Genomic DNA, 20,935 nt, shown 5'->3' with positions numbered 1-20,935 from the left:
TTGCACTTTTTAAGTGGGTAAAAAAGTACTATTTGTATTTTATACAAAAAATTGTTTGCTTAATGAAATGGAACATACATTGCCAATGATATTTAATACCTATATATAGGTATTAGATGCGTTTTTATACCCAAAAAATGGTATTTTTATAATCTTTTGTAATATCTAATTTTGCGTCCTAAAATAGATCTTTTATCGAAGAGAGATACAGTTTCCTTATATTTGAACTGGGGCTTCTGTAAAGTGCGATAAATATGAGGCTGGAACGGAGCTATCAGAAGAATTTTGGAGAAAATCCGTTTTTTAACTTAGTTAGATCTATCAATGAAAATATAAGTATTTATCTGCGTTGTATTAAGATATAGCATATCAGAACTACAACCATCCCGTTTTTTATTTAGATTTGCAGTTTGCTTTTAATCACTCAAGATCCGTATTACTATGTATGGAACTTAAATAAAGTACTAATATATATTGGATTTTCCTAAATATAATGCAGTTGCTATATTGTTAGACAACAGACGGTTGAGGTCTGTGAGATTATGCAACGGCACCAACAAAAACAACATGTATTTTTAATAATTTTAGTTTTGTTACACACAATGGTTTGTTTTAATTTAAAATTTACATATAATTTTGCATTATTAATAAATATGATGTTACTTATGAAAAAAGGTATTTTGGGGTGTAATATTATATACTTGTTTATACTTATTTGCATAGGAATTGCCCTCCCTATCAAATCGCAAAACAATTACAAAGTAAAACTTACAGGCACTGTTTATGAGTACGACCACAACAACAAGCGTTTGCCTTTAGAATTTGCAGCTGTGTCTATTCCTGAAATTGCACTAGGGACAACCTCTGATGAAAATGGTAGATACATACTGGAAAACGTACCTACTGGTAAAATTCGTATGCAAATTCAATATTTGGGCAAAGTCTCCATTGACACCTTAATAAATGTAAATAAGGATTTGGTTCTTAATTTTACAATGAGGAATGAGGATTTTAAGTTGAAAGAAGTTACAGTAACTGCAACCAACAGCCGTTCAGGCAAATCCACATCTTCTCACATTTCCCGCTCTGCTATGGACCATATGCAAGCGACCAGTTTATATGATGTAATGTCATTGATGCCAGGTGGAATTTCACAGAATCAAGATATGAGTTCGGCACAACAGATTAACATCCGTCAAGTTTCCAGTTCCAGTGGTCCGGAAGCTCCGATGAATGCTATGGGCACCGCAATAATTCGTGATGGTGCCCCCATCTCAAATAATGCTAATCTATCTGCGATGAGCCCTACGGTATTAAGTGGTACGGAAACACCCGCTTCATTGGCCGGAGGTGCCTCGCCGGCTGGTGGAACCGATGTTCGTAGTATTTCTACTGAAAATATAGAGTCTATACAAATCGTTCGTGGTATCCCTTCTGTTGAATATGGTGATCTGACCTCAGGAGCAGTAATTATTAATACAAAAGCTGGTCGTGAGCCGCTACGTGTCAAAGCAAAAGCCAATCCCAATATCTATCAGGTGTCTATGGGAACCGGTTTTGAACTTGGAAAAAAGAAAGGCGCTTTAAATGTAAGTGCAGATTATGCTTATAATACGAATAATCCAATATCCAGTTACCAGCACTATCAGCGTGCCACAACAAAGTTGCTCTATTCAAATACTTTCTTTAATAATAAGTTACGTACCAATTCCAGCTTTGATTTTATTTATGGTAAGGATCAACGTGAACGTAATCCTGATGATGAACAAACTAAAACAGCTTCGGAAGGCCGCGATATAGGTTTTACTTTGAATACCAATGGTACATGGAATATAAATAAGGGCTGGTTAAAAACACTACGCTATGTATTGTCAGGTACGTATATGGATAAAGACAGTTATTATGAAACCGTATACAGTTCTGCTACATCTCCTTATTCCATGACCACTACAAACGGTGCGGTACTTAGTAACTTTGCAGGTCAGCATATCTATGATGCCAATGGTAATCAAATTACTAATTTTGGACCGGAAGACATAAATCATTATGCTGTTTATCTACCAAGCAGCTATTTGGGACACTATGAGATCGATAGTCGTGAAGTTAATTTGTTTGCTAAAGTGACGAGTTCTCTATTCAAGGCGAGCGGTCATGTAAACAACCGCATCTTGATTGGTGCGGATTTCCGGAGTGACGGTAACGTTGGTAAAGGAAAAACTTATGACCCAAGTACTCCTCCTTATCGTAGTCAATACGGTCATAATTCATCTTTCCGTCCACGTAACTATAAGGATATTCCTTTCATTAACCAATTTGGTGCATATGTGGAAGATAATTTCAAATGGTCCATAAGCGGTACGCATGATTTGAACATTCAGGCTGGTGTGCGTTATGATCATACCTCAGTAGTAGGAGGCATTTTCTCGCCACGTGTAAATGCATCCATTGATTTGATTCCGAATCTATTAAGTCTTCAGGGAGGTTACGGTATTGCTGCAAAGATGCCTTCTCTTCTCTATTTATATCCAGAAAATGCATATTTTGAATATATCAATATAAATGAGCTTACCAATGAAAATATTCCGGAAAGCCAGCGCTTGTTTATGACTACCACAGAAGTTCGGCAAGTAGATAACTCAGATTTGAAGATTGCCCAAAATCATAAAGCAGAAGTCGGTTTTAATTTACGAGTGGGTAAAACCAATCTGAATGTAATAGCTTATAAGGAGCGTCTGAAGGATGGTTATGTAATGAGCCAAACCTTCAACACCTTCAATACATTTATCTACAATGAATACCAGCGCACAGAAAACGGGATAGAGCTTAGTAGTAGCCTACCGGTATTGTCTACTTATGCAAAACCAACTAATAATTTAAATATAGAAACTAAAGGTTTAGAATTTGATTTGAATATCGGACGTATTGATGCTATCCGTACGGCCTTCCAAATAAATGGCTCATGGATGCGTACTAAGAGTTGGCGTCAGGGTTATAGCTTCTATGACAATAGCGAAGATGCTGCTTCAGCCCGTAAACCGATGGCCATTTATTCTCAAGAAGGCAATGCAAGTTACAAACAACAATTTGTAACGACTTTACGTGCCACTCACAATATCCCGCGTATCGGTTTTGTTGTTACGATGACAGCACAAGCTATTTGGCAGCAGTCTAATTGGAATACATTTGGAAACGATTCTATACCTGTGGGCTATTTAGCATTGGAAGATGCGTCTGTAAATATGTTTCCCAAGGGGAAATATACCACTACCCAGCAAGTAAAGGATGCAGGATATGGATATATGTTGAATAATGTAAGTCATAATAATGCTATAAAAGAATCATACAGTCCTTATTTTTGTTTTAACTTGAATGTAACTAAAGAAATTAGCAATATGCTACGTGTTTCTTTCTTTGCCAACAATATGTTCAGAAGTTATCCGCGCAGAGAATCCAAACGTAATCCGGGTTCATATATTCAATTGAATAACCGATTTTTCTTTGGGCTGGAATTATCACTCACTTTATAATGTTTAGGAAGTTATGAAAAAATATTTAATATATTTGTTTACATTGGCAAGTACCCTTTTGATAGGATGCGATTCGTTCAGGGACATGTCTGGCACAGCAGAAGTGAATCCTATCACAGTGGATGTATATTTGGATATTACCGTTGAAAATATATCCACACTGAAAGATCTGACTGTAAAGTTCGACAATTACGATGAAGATTTACATTATGTAAAAGAAGTAACTGATAATAGTGTGAAAGTTGACGGAATTATCCCCGGAATTTATTCGGTAACAGTATCCGGTACAGCGATCGATACAGAAAACAATGAATACTACATCAATGGCAATTCTGTAAATGCGGCATTATTTAAGCATGGTAGCGCATTGAATATTGAAGTACAAGGGCTTAAAGTGAGCCCATTAATATTCAAGGAGATTTATTATTGCGGTAGCCGTCCGGAAAAAGGAGGAGTCTATTTCCGAGACCAGTTCTATGAGATATACAATAACTCTGCTGACATTTTGTATTTGGACGGTATTTATTTCGCAAATTTAACTCCGGGTACAGCTACCACTAAATTACCTATTTGGCCGGAAGCGGACGGTAATAATTATGCATATGGAGAACGTGTGTGGAAATTTCCAGGAAATGGAACCGAATATCCGTTAGCGCCAGGTGAATCTTGCATCATTTCTCAATTTGCCGCTAACCATCAGTTGGACATCTATAACCCTCAAAGTCCTATAGACGGCAGTAGTTCTGAGTTTGAGTTTAATATGAATAATCCAAACTTCCCTGACCAGGCAGCTTATGATATGCAACATGTTTTCTACCAAGGAAAAGCAGAGATGGGAAGTATACCACAATATTTGACATCCGTATTCGGAGGTGCTTATGTGATTTTTCGTGTTCCTGAAGGAGAAGCTTGGGATCCGGTCAACGATGAAAATATGAAGACAACAGATCTTAGCAAACCGAACAGCAATGTTTATTATGCAAAAATACCTATTAAATATGTATTGGATGCTGTTGAAGCAGTAAACAATGAGTCAAAGATGAATGCAAAACGTGTCCCCGGTGTACTTGATGCAGGTATTACTTGGGTAGGAGCTACTTATTGCGGTTTAGGTATTGCTCGCAAATTGTCCACAGACGAAGAAGGTAATCCTATTATTCGCGAAGAAACAGGTACATATATATATCAGGATACAAACAACAGTACGGATGACTTTGAACGTGGCGTTGTTCCTGTAATGCGTCGTAATGGAGCAAAAATGCCTTCATGGAATCACACATTGTAATAATTAACTAAAAAGACAGAACAATGAAAAAACAATATATGAACTATATGAAAAGCTGCCTGCTGGTAATGATAGCCTGCCTTGTAAGTATGGTGGGAGCGGCACAGGGCTTCTCTCCCGCCGCTATGGAACAATTGAAAACAAGACGACTATGGTCTCATTCACAGAATGCTGCCGGTATGCCATTCGATGATATTCAGAATTATTCGAATGTTATATTGGGATATGACTTACAGGACGGAAACTATTGCCGTCCGCAAGAGGGGCAGAAAGAGGCTATCGTAGGTGTATCCAGTGAAGGCTTTATCAATCTGAAAAATGCATATGTGTGGGGAGCATTTAATTTTGCACAAAAAAATCTGACAGATGCCGGATATAACGCCTCCATTGCCGATCCATTCAGGGGAATGCCTTACTATGTCGCAGACCAGCACTTAAGCAAATGGAGAAATCAATATTACGATCTGAAGTTTCGTGCAGCTACTCCTTTACTTGGTAATCATTGGGCATTGGGGTTGGAAGGTAATTATGTAGCTACATTAGCTGCCAAACAGCGCGACCCGCGTGTGGATACCCGTTTTTATACGCTGGGACTGACGCCGGGGATTACTTACAAGTTGAATAATTCACACAAGTTTGGTGCAAGTTTCAAGTATAGTTCTATCAAGGAAGACTCAAGAATGAGTAATGTCAACTCTTATGTGGATCAGGACTATTATATATTATACGGTTTGGGAACAGCCATAAAAGGAATAGGCAGCGGTGTAACCAGCAATTATATTGGAGACCGTTTCGGTGGAGCTCTCCAGTACAACTTCAGTATGCCCTCTTTCAATTTACTGCTTGAGGGCAGTTACGATGTAAAAGCGGAAACTGTTCAGCAGAGCTATACGACTCCTAAAAAAATAGCCGGTGTAAAAGATAAAACTGCTCATGTTTCTTTAACGATGATTCAGGAAGGAAAGGACTATACCAATTATATGAGAACCACATATACAAATCGTAACATCGATGGTATTCAGTATATTTCTCAACGCGATAACTCTGAATCACAAAGTGGCTGGGTGGAATTATATAATAACATCCGTTCTACGTACAAGGCACAAACCGCTTCTCTTAATTATGCATTAAGCAGAAACCGCGGGAATGAATATAGTTGGAAAGCAGAATTAAATGTGAATTATACCAAGCAAGACGATGAATATTTAATGCCTAATTCTGTACAGAATGCAGAAAATTTATCTTTAGGCTTAGGTGGCAAAAAAAATTTTGTTTTAGGCAATAGTTTGAATCGCAGGCTTTTAATAGATGTTCATGTTGCGTATAACAATAATCTGGGAGGTGAATATGTATATGGTGGCAGCCATGCAGACTATCCAACTGTAACCGAATTACAACAAGGGCTGACTAATTATTATACCTGTGATTACTATCGTATTGGCGGGTCGATAACGTATTCGCAACAAGTCAGAGAAAACAGACGTATGAACTTATTTGCAAAAGTTGTATTCGATCGTGTAAATACCTCTGACTATGATTATGATGGGCGTACTCATTTATCGATAAGTTTAGGATGTAATTTTTAATGCTACATAACGAAATCTATATTACAAAACATGCGTAAATTAATAACTGGAAGTTTGATGCTCTGCAGCATATTATCTCTGCGGGCACAGACATTTGTTAAACCGGCTGTGAAAGTAAAGGACACCTCTTTTGCTGTAATTACAGATAAAGGGACATTTCAGGCTTGTGAAGCCGAGCTTAAAGCCTATCAGGAGATTCTAGGAATGGAAGGGTTGCCTACGTTCATCGTATACAATGAATGGAATAAACCGGAAGATGTAAAGAAAGTTATTGTTAAGCTCTACAAAAAGGATAAATTGGAAGGAGTGGTATTTGTCGGTGATATCCCTATTCCAATGCTCCGCAAAGCCCAGCATATGACTTCCGCTTTTAAAATGGATGAGAAAAACAATGACTGGAGAGATTCTTCAGTGCCCAGCGACCGTTTCTACGATGATTTCGACCTACAATTCGATTTTTTGAAACAGGACAGTGTCGAAAATAATTTCTTCTATTATAATTTGGCTATAAAATCTCCACAGCAAATTCGGTGTGACATATATTCTGCACGTGTCAAAGCTGTTGATAACGGCGAAGAACCGCATGCGCAAATCAGCCGCTATTTTAAAAAAGTGGTGGCTGAGCACCAGATAAACAATAAATTAGACCAATTCTTCTCCTATACAGGTGATGGCTCTTACTCTAACTCATTGACTGCATGGACACCGGAAACCTTTACTATTCGCGAACAAATGCCGGGCGTATTCGATAAAGAGGGACGGGCCCGTTTCATCCGTTATAATTTCAGCGATTATCCCAAGGACGATGTCATTAATATGCTGAAACGCACAGATCTGGACTTGTCTATTTTTCATGAGCATGGTATGCCCGAACGTCAATATCTTTCCGGTAGTCCCGCTACTAATAGGTGGAATGCTCATGTAGATGCAATGAAGTACTATTATCGTGGTTTAGCGCGTAGAAAGCAAAACAACAAAAAGTCTTTCGACGAAATGCTGGATATGATGAAAAACACATACGGTTTGGACACTACTTGGATTGCAGGCTATGATGATCCCAAAGTAATTGCAGAAGATTCTTTACTAGACCTGCGCACCGGTATTATCCTGTCGGAAGTTACAGAGTTTAAGCCTAATAGCCGTATGGTAATTTTCGATGCATGCTATAATGGTGATTTCCGGGAAAAAGATTACATTGCCGGACGTTATATCATGTCGGAAGGAAAATGCGTAACTACTTTTGCCAATTCAGTCAATGTACTGCAAGATAAAATGGCAAACGAGATGCTCGGCCTGTTAGGTATGGGAGCACGAGTGGGGCAATGGGCTAAATTGACGAATATTCTCGAATCGCACATTACCGGTGACCCTACTCTACGTTTTCAATCTATCAATGAGGTAGATGCCAATGCTTTGTTCAAAGAACCATATAGCGAGTCCCGCATGTTGGAGTTATTACAGTCGCCCTATGCCGACATACAGAATTTTGCTTTGCACAACCTTTATCGCAATGACTATCCGGGTATTTCTGATTTATTAAGAAAAACTTTTGAAACTTCCTCGTTCATGATGGTACGTTTCACCTGCTTGGTATTGCTTGAGAAGATTAGTGACAAAAACTTCCGGGAAGTCTTACACTTGGCCATTACGGATTCCTATGAATTTATTCGTCGCACCTCTGTTCGTATGATGCAACATGTGGGACTGAACGAGTATGTTTATCCGCAAATCAAAGCCTATGTAGAAGACAACCTATCCGAGCGTGTGGCATTTAATGTGAGTTTGGGGCTTCAAGTCTTTGATCAGGCAGCCGTACAGGCGGCAATTGATAAAGTAATGGCTGAGACCTATGTGTTGCAAGACAAGGAGGAGATGCGTAAGGTTTTGGAGAATGCCAATAATAGTCGTAGCATGCAAAAAGAGTTATTAAGCAAAGAGACTTCCGAACGTTGGCGCATCCTTTATTGCAATTCTCTGAAAAATCATATGGCACATGCCTGTGTAGACGGCCTCTTGGCTTTACTTACCGACTCCAGTGAAAGTGAAAAGCTAAAAACCTGTTTATTGGAGGCTTTTGCTTGGTTCACTCATTCTTATCGGAAGCCTGACATCCTTCGGGTATGCGATCAACTGAGAAAAGATAAGAGCTTATCCGAGAACCTTCGTGAAGAAGCCGACCGTACATATTACAGACTTAAAAATTAATTGGCCATGATTAAAAAAATAATATATCTGGCATTTCTTTTGCCATTGGCAGGAAATGCACAAACAACAGTCATAAAGCCATTGGTCAAACAACCTACCGCTTTTGCTATCATAACAGATAACCAAACTTATGCAAATACCAAAGATGCCATGCATCAGTACAAAACTGCGGTTGAAGATGATGGTTTGGCAACTTATCTGATCAGCGGTGACTGGCAAAATCCAGATCAAGTCAAACAGATAATCATCAAAACATATCAAGAATGCCCTTCATTGGAAGGTCTGGTTTTAATCGGCGATGTGCCTGTCGCATTGGTACGTAATGCGCAACACATGACTACTGCATTCAAAATGAATGAGAAAGCCTTTCCTTGGGATCAGTCTTCCGTACCTACCGACCGCTTTTATGATGATCTGAACTTAAAGTTTGAGTTCATCAGGCAAGACTCAGTAAATCATCAGCATTTCTACTACAAATTGACAGAAGACAGTCCCCAGCGGCTAAATCCTACTTTCTATTCAGCTCGTATCAAGTATCCGGAAAAAAAGGAAGGGGATAAATATGCGGCCATTGCCTCATATCTGAAGAAAGCTGCTGCTGCCAAGGCAGATAAGCATAATCAATTAGATCGGGTATTCTCATTCAATGGTGCTTCTTACAATTCCGATTGCCTGATTGTATGGATGGATGACGAAAAAGCTTATATGGAGAACTTTCCATTAGCTTTTGGTCGTCAAATGGGATTCAAACATTGGAACTTCCGAATGAAACACCCTATGAAATATAAGTTATTCAGCGAATTGCAACGAAAGGACCTTGACTTATTTATGTTTCATGAACATGGAATGCCAACAGGGCAGCTTATTAATGATGAATTGGCATGCACTGATTTCAATAATCGTTATAAAATGTTGAAGAGTACACTTTATAATGCAGTCATGTCCCATGTTGGAAAACGTGACAAAGACACCTTACGTATTCAGATGCAGGAAAAACGACAAGTGAATGAGGTGTTTTTTAAAGACCTGGACAATCCTAAGTTCTGGGAAGCAGACTCTCTTCACTACGCTGATGAACGTATCGTAACGGAAGATTTAATGAAGAGAAATCTTTCCACTAATCCGAAGATGATAATGTTTGATGCGTGCTACAACGGTTCTTTTCACGAAAACGACTATATAGCAGGACAATATATCTTTAATGACGGTCAGACATTAGTAGCACAAGGAAATACCCGTAACGTATTGCAAGACCGCTGGACTATTGAAATGATTGGTTTGTTGTCCCATGGTGTACGAGCCGGGCAATACAATAAGCTAATCGTATCACTTGAAGGTCATTTGTTTGGTGATCCCACTTTCCGTTTTGCTCCTATCGAAGCCAATACTTTAAGTACCGATATAACAATACACAAAGATGACAAAGCCTATTGGAAGAATTTGTTAAACAGCCCATACGCTGATGTACAAAGTTTGGCCATGCGTATGCTGGCTGACGCCGATACCCAAAAGGAATTATCTCCGTTGCTCCTGAAGAAGTACCGGGAAAGTGGCTTCAATACGGTTCGTATGGAAGCTATCAAGTTGTTGAGCCGTTATCAGGACGACAACTTCATCGAAGCATTACGCGAAGGTTTGAACGATACTTATGAAATGGTAGCTCGCCAAAGTGCCATTTATGCTGGATTTGTAGGTGACGATTCCTTATTGCCCGCTATTGTGGAAGCATTGGTCGAACATAATGAACGCTTACGCGTACAAATGAGTGCCAACAAGGCTTTAAGCCTTTATCCGAAAGAGAAAGTAGAAAAGACAATAGAAGACTTTTATGCAAAAGTTGACCGTTTGAATGAAAACGAAGAGAAAAAACGATTACTAAGAAGCCTGGAAAGAATGTTTGTACAAGAGGCAAAAGTCCATCAGACCTTGATGGATGTAGCTGCACCGGAAGCAAAACGTATCAGTGCAATCCGCAATGTGCGTAACTATACATTCCATTTCCACGTGGATGATTATTTGAATGTAATTCGTGATGCCGGTAATCCACAGGAAGTACGTGTAGTAATGGCCGAAGCATTAGGTTGGTTTACTAATTCTGTACAACGGCCACACATTCTTGAAGAAATAAAGAAGATGCAACAAACAGCCAATCTTCCGGAAGATTTAAAAGCAGAGCTTGAACAGACAATCAAAAGATTAAGTTTATAAATATGAATAAATACATCCTTTTGGCAATTATCGCTTTGTGCTTACAGGATATGCAGGCGCAAACAGTTGTACATCCTAGTATAAAAACAAAGACTACTTTTGCAATTGTAGTCGATCAGAAAAGTTATGATGAAGCGAAAAGTGAAATTGATGCTTATCGTACCAGTATAGAAAAAGAAGGTTTAGGTACTTACTTGCTAATTGATGATTGGAAAAGGCCCGAACCTATTCGTGAGCAACTTGTCAAATTGCATGAGAATGAGAAAACGCCTTTGGAGGGTTGCGTATTTATAGGTGACATCCCTATTCCAATGATTCGTGATGCACATCATCTATCTTCGGCTTTCAAAAGGTCTCCCAAAGCCAATTGGCAGAAATCAAGCGTTCCTTCCGACCGTTATTATGATGACTTCGGATTAAAATTTGATTATATTAAACAAGACAGTTTGATACCTGACTATCATTATATGACATTGCGTGCTGATTCTAAACAGTATATTTCACCGGATATTTATTCGGCCCGTATCCGTCCATTACATTTAGAAGGTGAGAACCGTTATCAGATGCTACGCGATTACTTAAAAAAGGCAGTTGCCGAAAAAGCAAAGCAAAATGCATTTGACCAACTGACTATGGCCCGTGGCCATGGTTACAATTCTGAAGATCCTTTGGCATGGAGCGGTGAGCAAATAGCCTTACGTGAGCAATTGCCGCAAATATTCAAATCGGGTAATACAGTGAAGTTCTATGATTTTAACATGCGCTATCCGATGAAACCATTATACTTGAACGAGATTCAGCGCGAAGGATTAGATGTCATGCTATTCCATCACCACGGTGGCCCCACCATGCAGTATATCAATGGCTATGAAAATGGTTCCGGTATTAATTTGAGTATTGAGAATGCCAAAATATTCTTGCGAAGCAAAGTGCCTTCATACGCCAAGAAACATGGGCGTGAAGCTGCTATCAAAGAATATGCCAAGCAGTATGGGGTGCCTGAAAGTTGGTGTGCGGAAGCTTTCGATGAGGAGAAAATAAAATCGGATTCCATTGTAAACCGTAATATGGATATCTATACTGAAGATATTCGTCTTTTGACTCCTAATGCGCGTTTTATATTGTTCGATGCTTGTTTCAACGGTTCTTTCCATTTGGATGACAACATTGTAGGCTCTTATATATTCAATAAGGGTAAGACCATTGCTACTATGGGATGTACGGTTAACACCATTCAAGATAAATGGCCGGATGAATTTCTCGGCTTGTTAGCTGCCGGTATGCGCATCGGGCAGTTCACTCGTTTTACCTGCTTCTTGGAAAATCATCTGATCGGTGACCCGACTTTTCACTTCACCAATAATGCCGGGCTGGATATGGACATCAACCAAGCTTTAGTTGCGCAGGAAGGAAATGTTACATTCTGGAAAAAACAGCTGAATTCCCCTATGGCTGACATGCAGGCAATGGCGCTCCGTCAATTGTCAATGGCAAATTATAGTGGTCTCGTTGAGTTGCTGAAGAAAAGTTACCACGAATCGAACTATTTCGTTGTGCGGTTGGAAGCATTACGCCTATTAGCTTTGAACTATCCGACAGAGGTTGCCGATGTATTGCAGACAGCCATGAACGACAGTTATGAACTGATCCGTCGTTATGCGGTGGAATACGTTGAAAAGAATTGCAATCCGGAATTGTTGCCGGCATGGATAGAAAGCTATTTATTACGCGGACATGAAAACCGCCATCGTTTCAGAATTTTTAGTGCTATCAACACGTTCGACCATGATATGGCTTTGAATGAATTGAAGAAACAGGCTGCCGATTGGTCTTTCTACGATTCTTCCTATGTGAATGAATTGTTAGAATACCTTCCTCGCCAAAAGAAAGGACTTGAAAGAGATTTTGCACTTATTGACAGTCCGGAAAGTACTACCAAACAGATACAAAGCGAAATAAGTAGGTTCCGAAATAAACCTATTGCTAAAGCTATTGAGCCATTACTGAACATTATAAAAAATGAAAGCCAAGAAGAAGAACTTCGCATATTGGCTGCTGAAACATTAGGCTGGTATAATTTATACTATAATAAAGCAGATATAATCAAAGAACTTAACACATTTAGAACTTCCAATCAAAAGCTAATGAACGAAGTTACCAAAACAATTAATAGGCTGAAAAGTCAAAATAGGTAGAATCATCCAAACGATGAGATAGACCGGATCCAAAGGGCGGTTCTGCCATTCCTGAGCAGCCTGGTTGACTTTGTTCGTGATGATGGAAATAGCTGATGTGGACAGTTCTATCTCATAGATTTCACGCATCTCCTCTTCTATGTCTGACACGCTCATTCCTTTGGCATATAGGGAGATAACAAGTTTTTCTTTAATATTATCGACACTATACAGGGACATTCAGTAAATGTCTATAGTATAACTCCTCAACCAGTTCCAGACACCAATCATTAAAACAGGGATATTCCTAAAATAATAAAATTTAAGGCAACTAATTCATTGCGAGTTAGTTGCCTTTTTTGTATCTTTAAGCATTCCCCCCAAAAAACGGTTTGACGGCCAAAACGGGGGTAATCTAAAATAAAAACACATGGTAAAGATACAAAAAATCTCAGAAATCGAACCTCGTTTAGGTTTTACCGAGTTCGATATGCTAAAAAAATATCGTCAAAGTTTTGCAACGAGTGAATTAGGTCGCCTCCATGCTCTGTTTCCTTTCTCGGAACTGGCCCGACAAATGCATTTGAAGTCCTCTGCTTTGGGTCGTAAAAGTTATTTTTCTCCCGAAGGTAAAATAGCCTTGATGGTCTTGAAGTCCTATACCAACTTTTCCGATGCACAACTGATTGAGCATTTAAACGGTAATATTCATTACCAGTTGTTTTGTGGTGTTCAGATTGATCCGCTTCATCCACTAACCAATCCTAAAATCGTTAGTGCAATTCGTCAGGAACTAGCGCATCGCCTTGACGTTGAGCCCCTCCAGCTCATTCTTGCCGAGCATTGGAAACCTTATCTTGAGAACCTTCATGTCTGTATGACCGATGCCACCTGTTATGAAAGTCATCTGCGTTTTCCTACTGATACCAAACTCTTATGGGAAGGTATTGTATGGCTTCATCGTCATCTGTGCAAACATTGCCAGACCTTGCACATACAACGTCCCCGTAACAAGTATCTTGATGTACGCCGTGCCTATCTTGCTTATAGCAAACTGCGTAAACGCAGGAAATCACAGACTCGTATGATTACACGAAGGTTACTTCAGTTATTGGAAAATTCAATACTGCCAACAGATAATCCAAATGATCGCCTGTCATAATATAACAGGCATTGTTCATTACATAATTGTTGGCATCATATGCAAAAGCCATTTGGTTTCCGATTATTTTCCATACAATTTTTGGCTTAGAAAAATCCTCCCAATAACTGATGCTATCTTGTGTTTCAAACCACTCGTTACTAGTTTTCTTTCGGGCTTTTATTTTTTTGCCATTAACAATATGAGTTTCTCCTGTTTGTTCTAAACGCTCTATGCCAATTGACAGAAGATAATTTTTCACCGCAGGATAACTTTCTATATCATAATGCCGCGAAGGAAATGTGGCTATAATCCACAAGTCCGCCCATTCATATTCATATCTCTTGATATCCCTGCCACGAAGAATCGGTCGTATAAGTTCAGCCGTCCGAACACGTTCATCTTCTGTTTGACAATTCGCTAGTATCTCATCACGCTTTTCGGTAGAAATGATAAAAGCATCATTGAAACCAGTTTTTATCCCATAGTTGATTTGGATGTTCCAATCCTTCAAGGGTATTCCCACAGACTCAATCTTCTGCTTGATGCTCTGTTCAATGGGAGACAATATCACCCATGGGATAGAATCTGCAAAGTTACACTTCACGCCTTGTTGCTGCACGAAATCGCTCAAATTATTCAAGCCATTCGAATCTTGTACCAAACAAGCTTGTGTGTTAAAAATATTTGCTGCTTTTTGAGATAAAAGAATATTTGCTTCTACCGTTATTGCATCGAATATTTTTATACCTGCAAAATCTACCAACATAATAGGATTGGTCTTGCTTGCGAAATAACCTCGCAAGGCTTCACCATACCCTGCACGCATCCATTTATTAGACGTGATATAGCAAAGAAAACCATTGGGAGTAAGCAGGTTCATACCCAACTCATAGAAGAGGCAGTAAATATCACCAGTGCGTGCATAAGTTATGTAACCCATGCATTCTAATACATCGGCACTCTTACCCATAGATTGTAACTGAATGTAAGGTGGATTGCCAATGATACAGTCAAATCCCAAGAAGTTGCCTTCGGCATCGAGTACTTCTGGAAACTCTATACGCCATTCGAATGCACCAAGATAAATTTTGTTGGAGCGTATTTCCTCAAATATATTTTCTAAAGTCGCAATTTCTTTCTTTAAATCGGCAATGCGCTTGTCCGACGCTTTCTTTTCCTTTTTTGTCGGTTCAAACAGTTGAGGCGCTTGTAAGTTTGCCAACTCAGAGCGGCGTTTGTTCAATCTAACCAATCGTGCATCCCGGCGGTTGATCTCTGTTTTCAGTTTCGACTTGATTTCTGTTATAAACGTTTCCAAATCCTGCTTTTCGCTTTTACTTTGGGCATTTTTATATTTAGCTACAGCCTCCTTATATTGGCTGATGCTGATACTAGACTCTCGCAGTACGGTCTGAATACTGTCTGTCAAAGCGAATCGGTGAAGCAAAGAATTTCCACATTTGATGTTAATGTCGATATTTGGTAAGGTTTCTAAATAAGTGTAATTACTTTCAGCCGTATAGTAAGCATTCTTCAACAATTCAATCCACAGTCGTAGGCGGCAAATCTTCACAGAGTTGGGGTTAATATCAACGCCAAATAAACAGTTCTCAATGATTTGACGCTTCTCCTTGAAAAGAGTTTCCTGCATGCGGCGACTTTCCGCATTGAGTGGGTTGTAAGCAAATAAATTACCTTCGGTATCGGTAACAATCAGCTCGTCATTTTCAATGGCAAGTTGATAGTCCGCTTTGCGGATACGCTTACCGGTAGCATCTACCAAAATACCTAATTCGTATTTCAAGAGTATCAGTTCATTGAGAGCAGACACAAGAAAGTGACCCGAACCAACAGCTGGATCACACAGTCGCAAACTGTTAATTAGTTCATTAGCTTCGACTATATTGTCAATATGGTTGTATAGTTCTATACGGGTGGTACAATTCCAGCCATAATAACCATTAAACTTTTGCAACACGGTCTTGGTGATTGCTTCACGGCACATGAACATAGTGATAAAGCCTGGAGTGAATACTGAACCATCCTTGTGACCATTTATTTTCTCGAATATAAGCCCTAAAACAGAAGCATTGATGAGTGTTTTAGCCTCTTCTTGCACTTCTTCACTGCCTTCGCTCGCAAAGTTATAAGCGTCGAGAAAAGCAAACAAATATTGCAGGGTGGGTAATGCGTTGACTTGTAGATTGCGTTTTTTATTTCGTAATACGCTACTCGCCAAGACAGGAAGTACCGTACGTTGTGAAAGGCTGTTTATCTTAATTGTTTTACTTTCCAAATCTGTCACCTCGAAAAGAGAACTGTTAAGATAGGGAACGTAAGCAAAATCACGCATAATGGAGTGTGTGCGGCTGCCCATGTCACGTGCAAGCACTTGGAAAAAGAGTGTGTTGAGATCATCATAGTCATGAATCTTAGTTATTGAAAGAAATTTATAGATTGCATCTCCATTGTGGTATTTCAACATCTGAGCCTCCAACAGTTTCAAGAAAAGGATACGATTCATCCAAGTAATACACAATTCCATTGCAACATTGAATAACCGTTCCTCATAATCATTCCCATACAAACGACCATTTATGTGACGCAAACAATCTTCTGCATCCAGTTGGTTAATAGTATTCTCTAGTAATGAAGCCTCGTCACGCCGTTCCACAGCTTTGCGTACAATCACGGTTTTATTATTCTCTTTGCGTTCCTCAATACCAATAATGTGTAGCAGCTCAGTGTAGAATCCACGGTTGAGCGAATTGCTGTCATTTTGGAACGATAGCTTCAAAAGATGTGTATCGCTGAATATCTTATAAAGTTCGATAAGTTTGCGTGAAGCGCTACTGTCTGTTCTATCAAGCAGGTGTTGATAGTCTTGTAAGTTGAAGTAAGTGTATTCAAGGCTATCTTTCACCTCCTCAATATAGGTTGTTGCAATTTCAGTATAGAAGAAATCGGTTTTGTTACTGGTTTTGCGTCCATCCACAAAGTCTTGAAACTCACGACGTAATTGTTTGTTCTGATAGAATTTGCGTTCAAACTCATGGGCATCAAAAATAAAGAATTCATGAATATTAGTAGCGATGAGATATTTAATATCATTGTTCTTCTTATTGACACGTTCTTTAAGATAGTATAGCAATAATTCCTGCAAAGCCTTACGATTAAGATTGTCATTAGAAATCATCTCACCTTTGTTGGTGGTACTCTTTACTTCAATCAATAACCCTATATTGGACTTGATAGTTTTATCCAATCGGATAGCCAAATCAATATCTTCTTCGGGAGCCATGTAGTATGGCTTGTAGAACGTTTCACTCAGAAAATTACGTAAATGTTCTTTTTGCGTGTGTTCTCTTTGCCCATCCACAATATTGTCTCTCAATGTGCGAAGGGCATTTTTGAATAAGTCAAAATCTGTTGTTTCAATCGCAACCTGTCTATATGCTTTGTTCAAAACTTGATTCGGTTTGAGTAGTCCCATAATGTTTGGTAAATGAGTTAATAAAATACAAAGGTAGTCTAAAAACTTGATAATAAAGAATGAACGTATTGGTTTAACGAAAGTTTGTTCTACTGCCAGCCATTATCAACAAACAATAGCAGCAGTAGATTTGACATGATTCTACTTATTATATTGTAATAGCCAGCCAAAGTAATCTTTTCACATCCGGATCTATCACAGGTTGGATAAGTTGTTAACCTGAAGGTAACCGACCTGATGGTATAGGAACAGGAAGAAGTCTGTAATCATGGCATTTACCCGGATAGAGAAGCCACATTTTTTATTGCCGGACTTCCGGCATTGCCTCATCCATGTGTGAAAAGGAGTTTTTTCTTTCACCACAACGTTCCTTTCACATACCCAAAGGGGGTAGTGGATCCAGACCTGCTTCGGCTTTCTTTTTCCTTCCCATATGACAAAAACCGACTATCCATGACTATTCCTGCCAGTGTGCCGGTCGTGCTTGCCTCTCATGGTTTCTTCCCTTATATTCGCACTGATATTTAAACGAGTTGAAAATATGGAAATATGCTACATCGAGGCCGGTGTCCTTGAGAGGATGCTGGCGCGCGCCGAGAACCTGTCCGCACGTGTGGACAGATTGTATGAGAGAAACCGCTGTAAGGAACCCGGAGAGTGACTGGACGGCCAGGATGTCTGCCTGCGCCTTGACATCTCGCCGCGTACCCTGCAGACTCTCCGCGATACCGGACGGCTGGCGTTCACCCGCCTCCAGCGCAAGTTCTATTACAAGCCCGGGGATGTGGAGAAGTTGATGGTCTACGTCGGCATCAGACGCAAGGAGAAGGAGGTGAGAGAAAGAAGGAAGAACGGAAACCTTTAAAGAGCGGAAGAGATGGAAGGCATTATCGACAAGGAGAACGAACGTGTCCGCAGGTTCTTTGCCCTGCTGGACGACATGGAGAAAAAAGTGGAACGTCTTGCCCGTGACAACCGTCCTCCCTTCAACGGGGAACGGTTCCTGACCGACAGGGAGCTTTCCGGGATGTTGAAGATCAGCCGCAGGTGCCTGCAGGATTACAGGGACCAAGGACGGATTCCCTATATCCAGCTTGGCGGGAAGATCCTGTACTGGCAGTCGGACATCGAGAGGCTGCTGGAGGAGAACTATCACCCTGCATTGGTATAATATCGTATTTAAGTTTAAGGATTGTCGCCGGAATTGCATTTACGATTCCGGCGGCAGTTTTTATTTAGCCTGCGGCTTCCTTGCCGGCCGCGGGCTTTCTTCTTTCCATCAGCCGGTTCATGTCCGAGGATATCTTCCGGTCGGTGACCTGGGCGTAGACCTGCGTGCTGTCGATGTTCGTGTGGCCCATCATCCTGGCGATGCTCTCTATCGGAATACCTGCGGTCAGTGTCAGGGTCCCGAACGAATGCCGGGCCATGTGGTAGGACAGGTTCTCTTTCATGCCTAATGCCACGCCCATTCCATGTACCTCATACCAGAGGACGTCGCGGACCGGCAGCGGGAATACCGGCCTGTCGTCATCCGTGGTGTTGTAAAGCTCCAGTATCTGTCCGGCTATGGGATGCAGCGGGATGAACGCCTCCACGTCCGTTTTGGCGCGGCGGATGCGGATATACCTTCTTCCTTCCGAAGTCGTTCCGATGTGACGGGGATGGAGAGCCCTCGTATCCGCGTAGGCCAGACCGGTCAGCGAGGAGAAGATGAACGTCCTGCGTGCCAGCTCCATCATCGGGTCGGGCAGCGGGGTTTCCATCATCCGCTTCAGTTCACTGCGGCTGATATGCCTTAGTTTAGGTGTTTCTTTCCTCTCGTATGCCACGTCCTCTATCGGATTGGCTCTTAGTATTTCCCGGTCCACGGCGATGTAGATGAGCCGGTTGAGCCAGCACAGGCAGTGGTTCACGTGTCCGTTCCTGTGTCCCAGCTCCTTCTTGAGAAAGACCTTGAACGATTCGGCGAACTCCTCGGTGATGTCCGAAAAGGCGATGTCCTTCATCCCGCGGGATTCGATGAACTGCCTGAGGTTGAGCTGGGTGGTCTTCGACTGGCGGTAGGTGGAAGTGGAGTTGATCTCCTTGGAGCGGACCCTGAGCCGTTCGCGTTCCACCTCTCCGGCCTGCAGGAGGTATTCCGGTACGGAATTGGCGCCTGACACGGTGGTCTTGAGCAGTTCGGCCGTGACCACTCCCTGGTTCCTCAGCAGGTTCCCGTACGCCTCTTCCAACCGGCTGCGGAAGGCGGCAAGGCGGTTGTTCTCCCTAGCTGTTTTGATTTCACACTTCTTGCTGTCCCAGTCCCCGGGTTTGCAATAGACGCCTGTCGTGACTGCCGATTTCTTTCCGTCGATGCTGATCCGGCAGAGGACGGCGGTCGTGCCGTCCGATTTCACCTTGTTACGGTTGATGTAGAATAAGAGCTTGAATGTACTGCGCATGATAATGATTGTTTAGGGATTAAAGGATAAGTTTCAAATCGCGGGTTGCCTCGACGAACCTGTCCATGTCCTCGAACAGCTTCTTCGGGGTTACGCGCGCGTATATCTGGGTGGTCTTTATGTTGGAGTGTCCCAGCATTTTGCAGATGGTCTCTATCGGCACTCCCTCCTCGAGCGTGACCAGCGAGGCGAAAGAATGCCGTCCCATGTGGTAGACAAGGTCCTGGCTCAGCCCTGCCATCAGGCGCAGGGATTTCATATTGGCCCTGAGCGTGTGGTAGTCCTGCGGCGGGAAAAGAGTCTCGCGGGTATCGTCCCGGTATTTCTCAATCAACGCGACGGCTTCCGGAAGCAGCTTGACACGTCCGAGGTAGTCGGTTTTCTTTCGCTGGTATTTCAGCCAGAGGCTGCCCTCGTCATCCCGGAAGAGGTTCTTCCGGGTGATGCTTACCGCATCGGCATAGGCGGTGCCGGTGTAACAGGCGAAGAGGAAGAGGTCCCGGGTGATGACATGTGACCTGCGTTTTTCCGGTATCTCCAGATCACGCAGCTTCTCGAAATTCTCACGGCTGAGTGCTTTCGGTGTTGTCTCCTTCTGCTTGGGCAGCTTGAAGTGGCAGAAATGGTATTTCTCCGAGTGGCCCTCCTTGTAGGCGATGCGGCAGATCTTTTTCAAGATGGCCAGGTAGCCGCGAAGCGTGTCCACGGCATATCCCTTTTCCAGAAGGATGAAATCCTGATAGTCGCGGATGAACTGCTCGTTGAGCTGCCCGAAGACAAGGTCCGGAACCTTGAATTTCGCCTTGATGAATTCGGAAAGCGTGCGGTAGGTGAAGAGGTAGGTCGAGAGTGTGGTGGGCGCACGG

At 41.4% G+C, this 20,935-nt stretch carries 12 protein-coding genes and 2 pseudogenes; 9 read left to right on the top strand and 5 right to left on the bottom strand.

What is annotated here, in order from left to right; all coding sequences use genetic code 11:
- Window positions 1-656 precede the first annotated feature (656 nt).
- Genes KQP79_RS16280 through KQP79_RS16255 form a run of 6 tightly spaced genes read left to right on the top strand, consistent with a single transcriptional unit; the run spans window position 657 to window position 13,006 of the window.
- Entirely contained in the window at window positions 657-3,527 is a 2,871-nt protein-coding gene (locus KQP79_RS16280; RefSeq protein WP_234120854.1) for a TonB-dependent receptor, read from the top strand.
- A 13-nt stretch (window positions 3,528-3,540) separates the two neighbouring features.
- Window positions 3,541-4,812, top strand: a complete 1,272-nt coding sequence (locus tag KQP79_RS16275; protein WP_004312956.1) for a DUF4876 domain-containing protein — start codon at window positions 3,541-3,543, stop codon at window positions 4,810-4,812.
- Window positions 4,813-4,835: 23 nt separating this feature from the next.
- Window positions 4,836-6,398: a DUF6850 family outer membrane beta-barrel protein gene (locus KQP79_RS16270; RefSeq protein WP_004327091.1), complete on the top strand. Its 1,563-nt coding sequence runs from the start codon at window positions 4,836-4,838 to the stop codon at window positions 6,396-6,398.
- Between the two features lie 30 nt (window positions 6,399-6,428).
- A complete protein-coding gene (locus tag KQP79_RS16265) occupies window positions 6,429-8,603 on the top strand; it encodes a hypothetical protein (protein WP_061447498.1) in 2,175 nt (724 codons plus the stop codon).
- A gap of 6 nt (window positions 8,604-8,609) precedes the next feature.
- The gene (locus KQP79_RS16260; protein WP_004311266.1) at window positions 8,610-10,811 is read left to right on the top strand and encodes a HEAT repeat domain-containing protein; all 2,202 of its coding nucleotides are present in this window, start codon (window positions 8,610-8,612) and stop codon (window positions 10,809-10,811) included.
- A 2-nt stretch (window positions 10,812-10,813) separates the two neighbouring features.
- Window positions 10,814-13,006: a HEAT repeat domain-containing protein gene (locus tag KQP79_RS16255; RefSeq protein ID WP_234120845.1), complete on the top strand. Its 2,193-nt coding sequence runs from the start codon at window positions 10,814-10,816 to the stop codon at window positions 13,004-13,006.
- A 3-nt stretch (window positions 13,007-13,009) separates the two neighbouring features.
- On the opposite strand, the pseudogene KQP79_RS16250 reads toward KQP79_RS16255, so the two are convergent.
- Window positions 13,010-13,183 (bottom strand): annotated as a pseudogene (locus tag KQP79_RS16250) (transposase); the annotation flags it as partial.
- A 232-nt stretch (window positions 13,184-13,415) separates the two neighbouring features.
- Between KQP79_RS16250 and KQP79_RS16245 the strand changes: the two are divergent.
- A pseudogene (locus KQP79_RS16245) lies at window positions 13,416-14,102 on the top strand (transposase); the annotation flags it as partial.
- On the opposite strand, the gene KQP79_RS16240 reads toward KQP79_RS16245, so the two are convergent.
- On the bottom strand, window positions 14,074-17,622 hold the full coding sequence (locus KQP79_RS16240; RefSeq protein ID WP_004311263.1) for an Eco57I restriction-modification methylase domain-containing protein: 3,549 nt from the start codon (window positions 17,620-17,622) through the stop codon (window positions 14,074-14,076). The pseudogene KQP79_RS16245 and the gene KQP79_RS16240 sit on opposite strands and share 29 nt — an antisense overlap.
- A gap of 195 nt (window positions 17,623-17,817) precedes the next feature.
- Window positions 17,818-17,985, bottom strand: coding sequence for a hypothetical protein (locus tag KQP79_RS16235; protein ID WP_004311262.1), 168 nt, complete (start codon window positions 17,983-17,985; stop codon window positions 17,818-17,820).
- A gap of 298 nt (window positions 17,986-18,283) precedes the next feature.
- On the opposite strand from KQP79_RS16235, the gene KQP79_RS16230 reads away from it, so the two are divergent.
- Window positions 18,284-18,487 (top strand): helix-turn-helix domain-containing protein, encoded by a 204-nt coding sequence (locus KQP79_RS16230; protein WP_032849094.1) that lies wholly within the window; start codon window positions 18,284-18,286, stop codon window positions 18,485-18,487.
- Window positions 18,488-18,499: 12 nt separating this feature from the next.
- Window positions 18,500-18,793, top strand: a complete 294-nt coding sequence (locus KQP79_RS16225) for a helix-turn-helix domain-containing protein (protein WP_005811301.1) — start codon at window positions 18,500-18,502, stop codon at window positions 18,791-18,793.
- Between the two features lie 64 nt (window positions 18,794-18,857).
- Here the strand turns inward: KQP79_RS16225 and KQP79_RS16220 are convergent, their stop codons facing one another.
- Window positions 18,858-20,069, bottom strand: a complete 1,212-nt coding sequence (locus tag KQP79_RS16220) for a site-specific integrase (RefSeq protein ID WP_004311260.1) — start codon at window positions 20,067-20,069, stop codon at window positions 18,858-18,860.
- 19 nt (window positions 20,070-20,088) lie between these two features.
- The coding region (locus KQP79_RS16215) for a tyrosine-type recombinase/integrase (RefSeq protein ID WP_264386541.1) at window positions 20,089-20,935 on the bottom strand (847 nt) is incomplete at its 5' end.

The sequence above is a fragment of the Bacteroides sp. DH3716P genome, from assembly GCF_025914115.1.
Taxonomy (GTDB): Bacteria; Bacteroidota; Bacteroidia; order Bacteroidales; family Bacteroidaceae; genus Bacteroides; species Bacteroides ovatus.
The sequence above is the reverse complement of the archived record's forward strand: the minus strand, read 5'-3'. Positions and strand labels throughout refer to the sequence as shown.

Bases quoted from the DNA above. Each gene is read 5' to 3' on its own strand.
- KQP79_RS16280 (WP_234120854.1), top strand. From the start codon at position 657: ATGTTACTTATGAAAAAAGGTATTTTGGGGTGTAATATTATATACTTG.
- KQP79_RS16275 (WP_004312956.1), top strand. From the start codon at position 3,541: ATGAAAAAATATTTAATATATTTGTTTACATTGGCAAGTACCCTTTTG.
- KQP79_RS16270 (WP_004327091.1), top strand. From the start codon at position 4,836: ATGAAAAAACAATATATGAACTATATGAAAAGCTGCCTGCTGGTAATG.
- KQP79_RS16265 (WP_061447498.1), top strand. From the start codon at position 6,429: ATGCGTAAATTAATAACTGGAAGTTTGATGCTCTGCAGCATATTATCT.
- KQP79_RS16260 (WP_004311266.1), top strand. From the start codon at position 8,610: ATGATTAAAAAAATAATATATCTGGCATTTCTTTTGCCATTGGCAGGA.
- KQP79_RS16255 (WP_234120845.1), top strand. From the start codon at position 10,814: ATGAATAAATACATCCTTTTGGCAATTATCGCTTTGTGCTTACAGGAT.
- KQP79_RS16240 (WP_004311263.1), bottom strand. From the start codon at position 17,622: ATGGGACTACTCAAACCGAATCAAGTTTTGAACAAAGCATATAGACAG.
- KQP79_RS16225 (WP_005811301.1), top strand. From the start codon at position 18,500: ATGGAAGGCATTATCGACAAGGAGAACGAACGTGTCCGCAGGTTCTTT.
- KQP79_RS16220 (WP_004311260.1), bottom strand. From the start codon at position 20,069: ATGCGCAGTACATTCAAGCTCTTATTCTACATCAACCGTAACAAGGTG.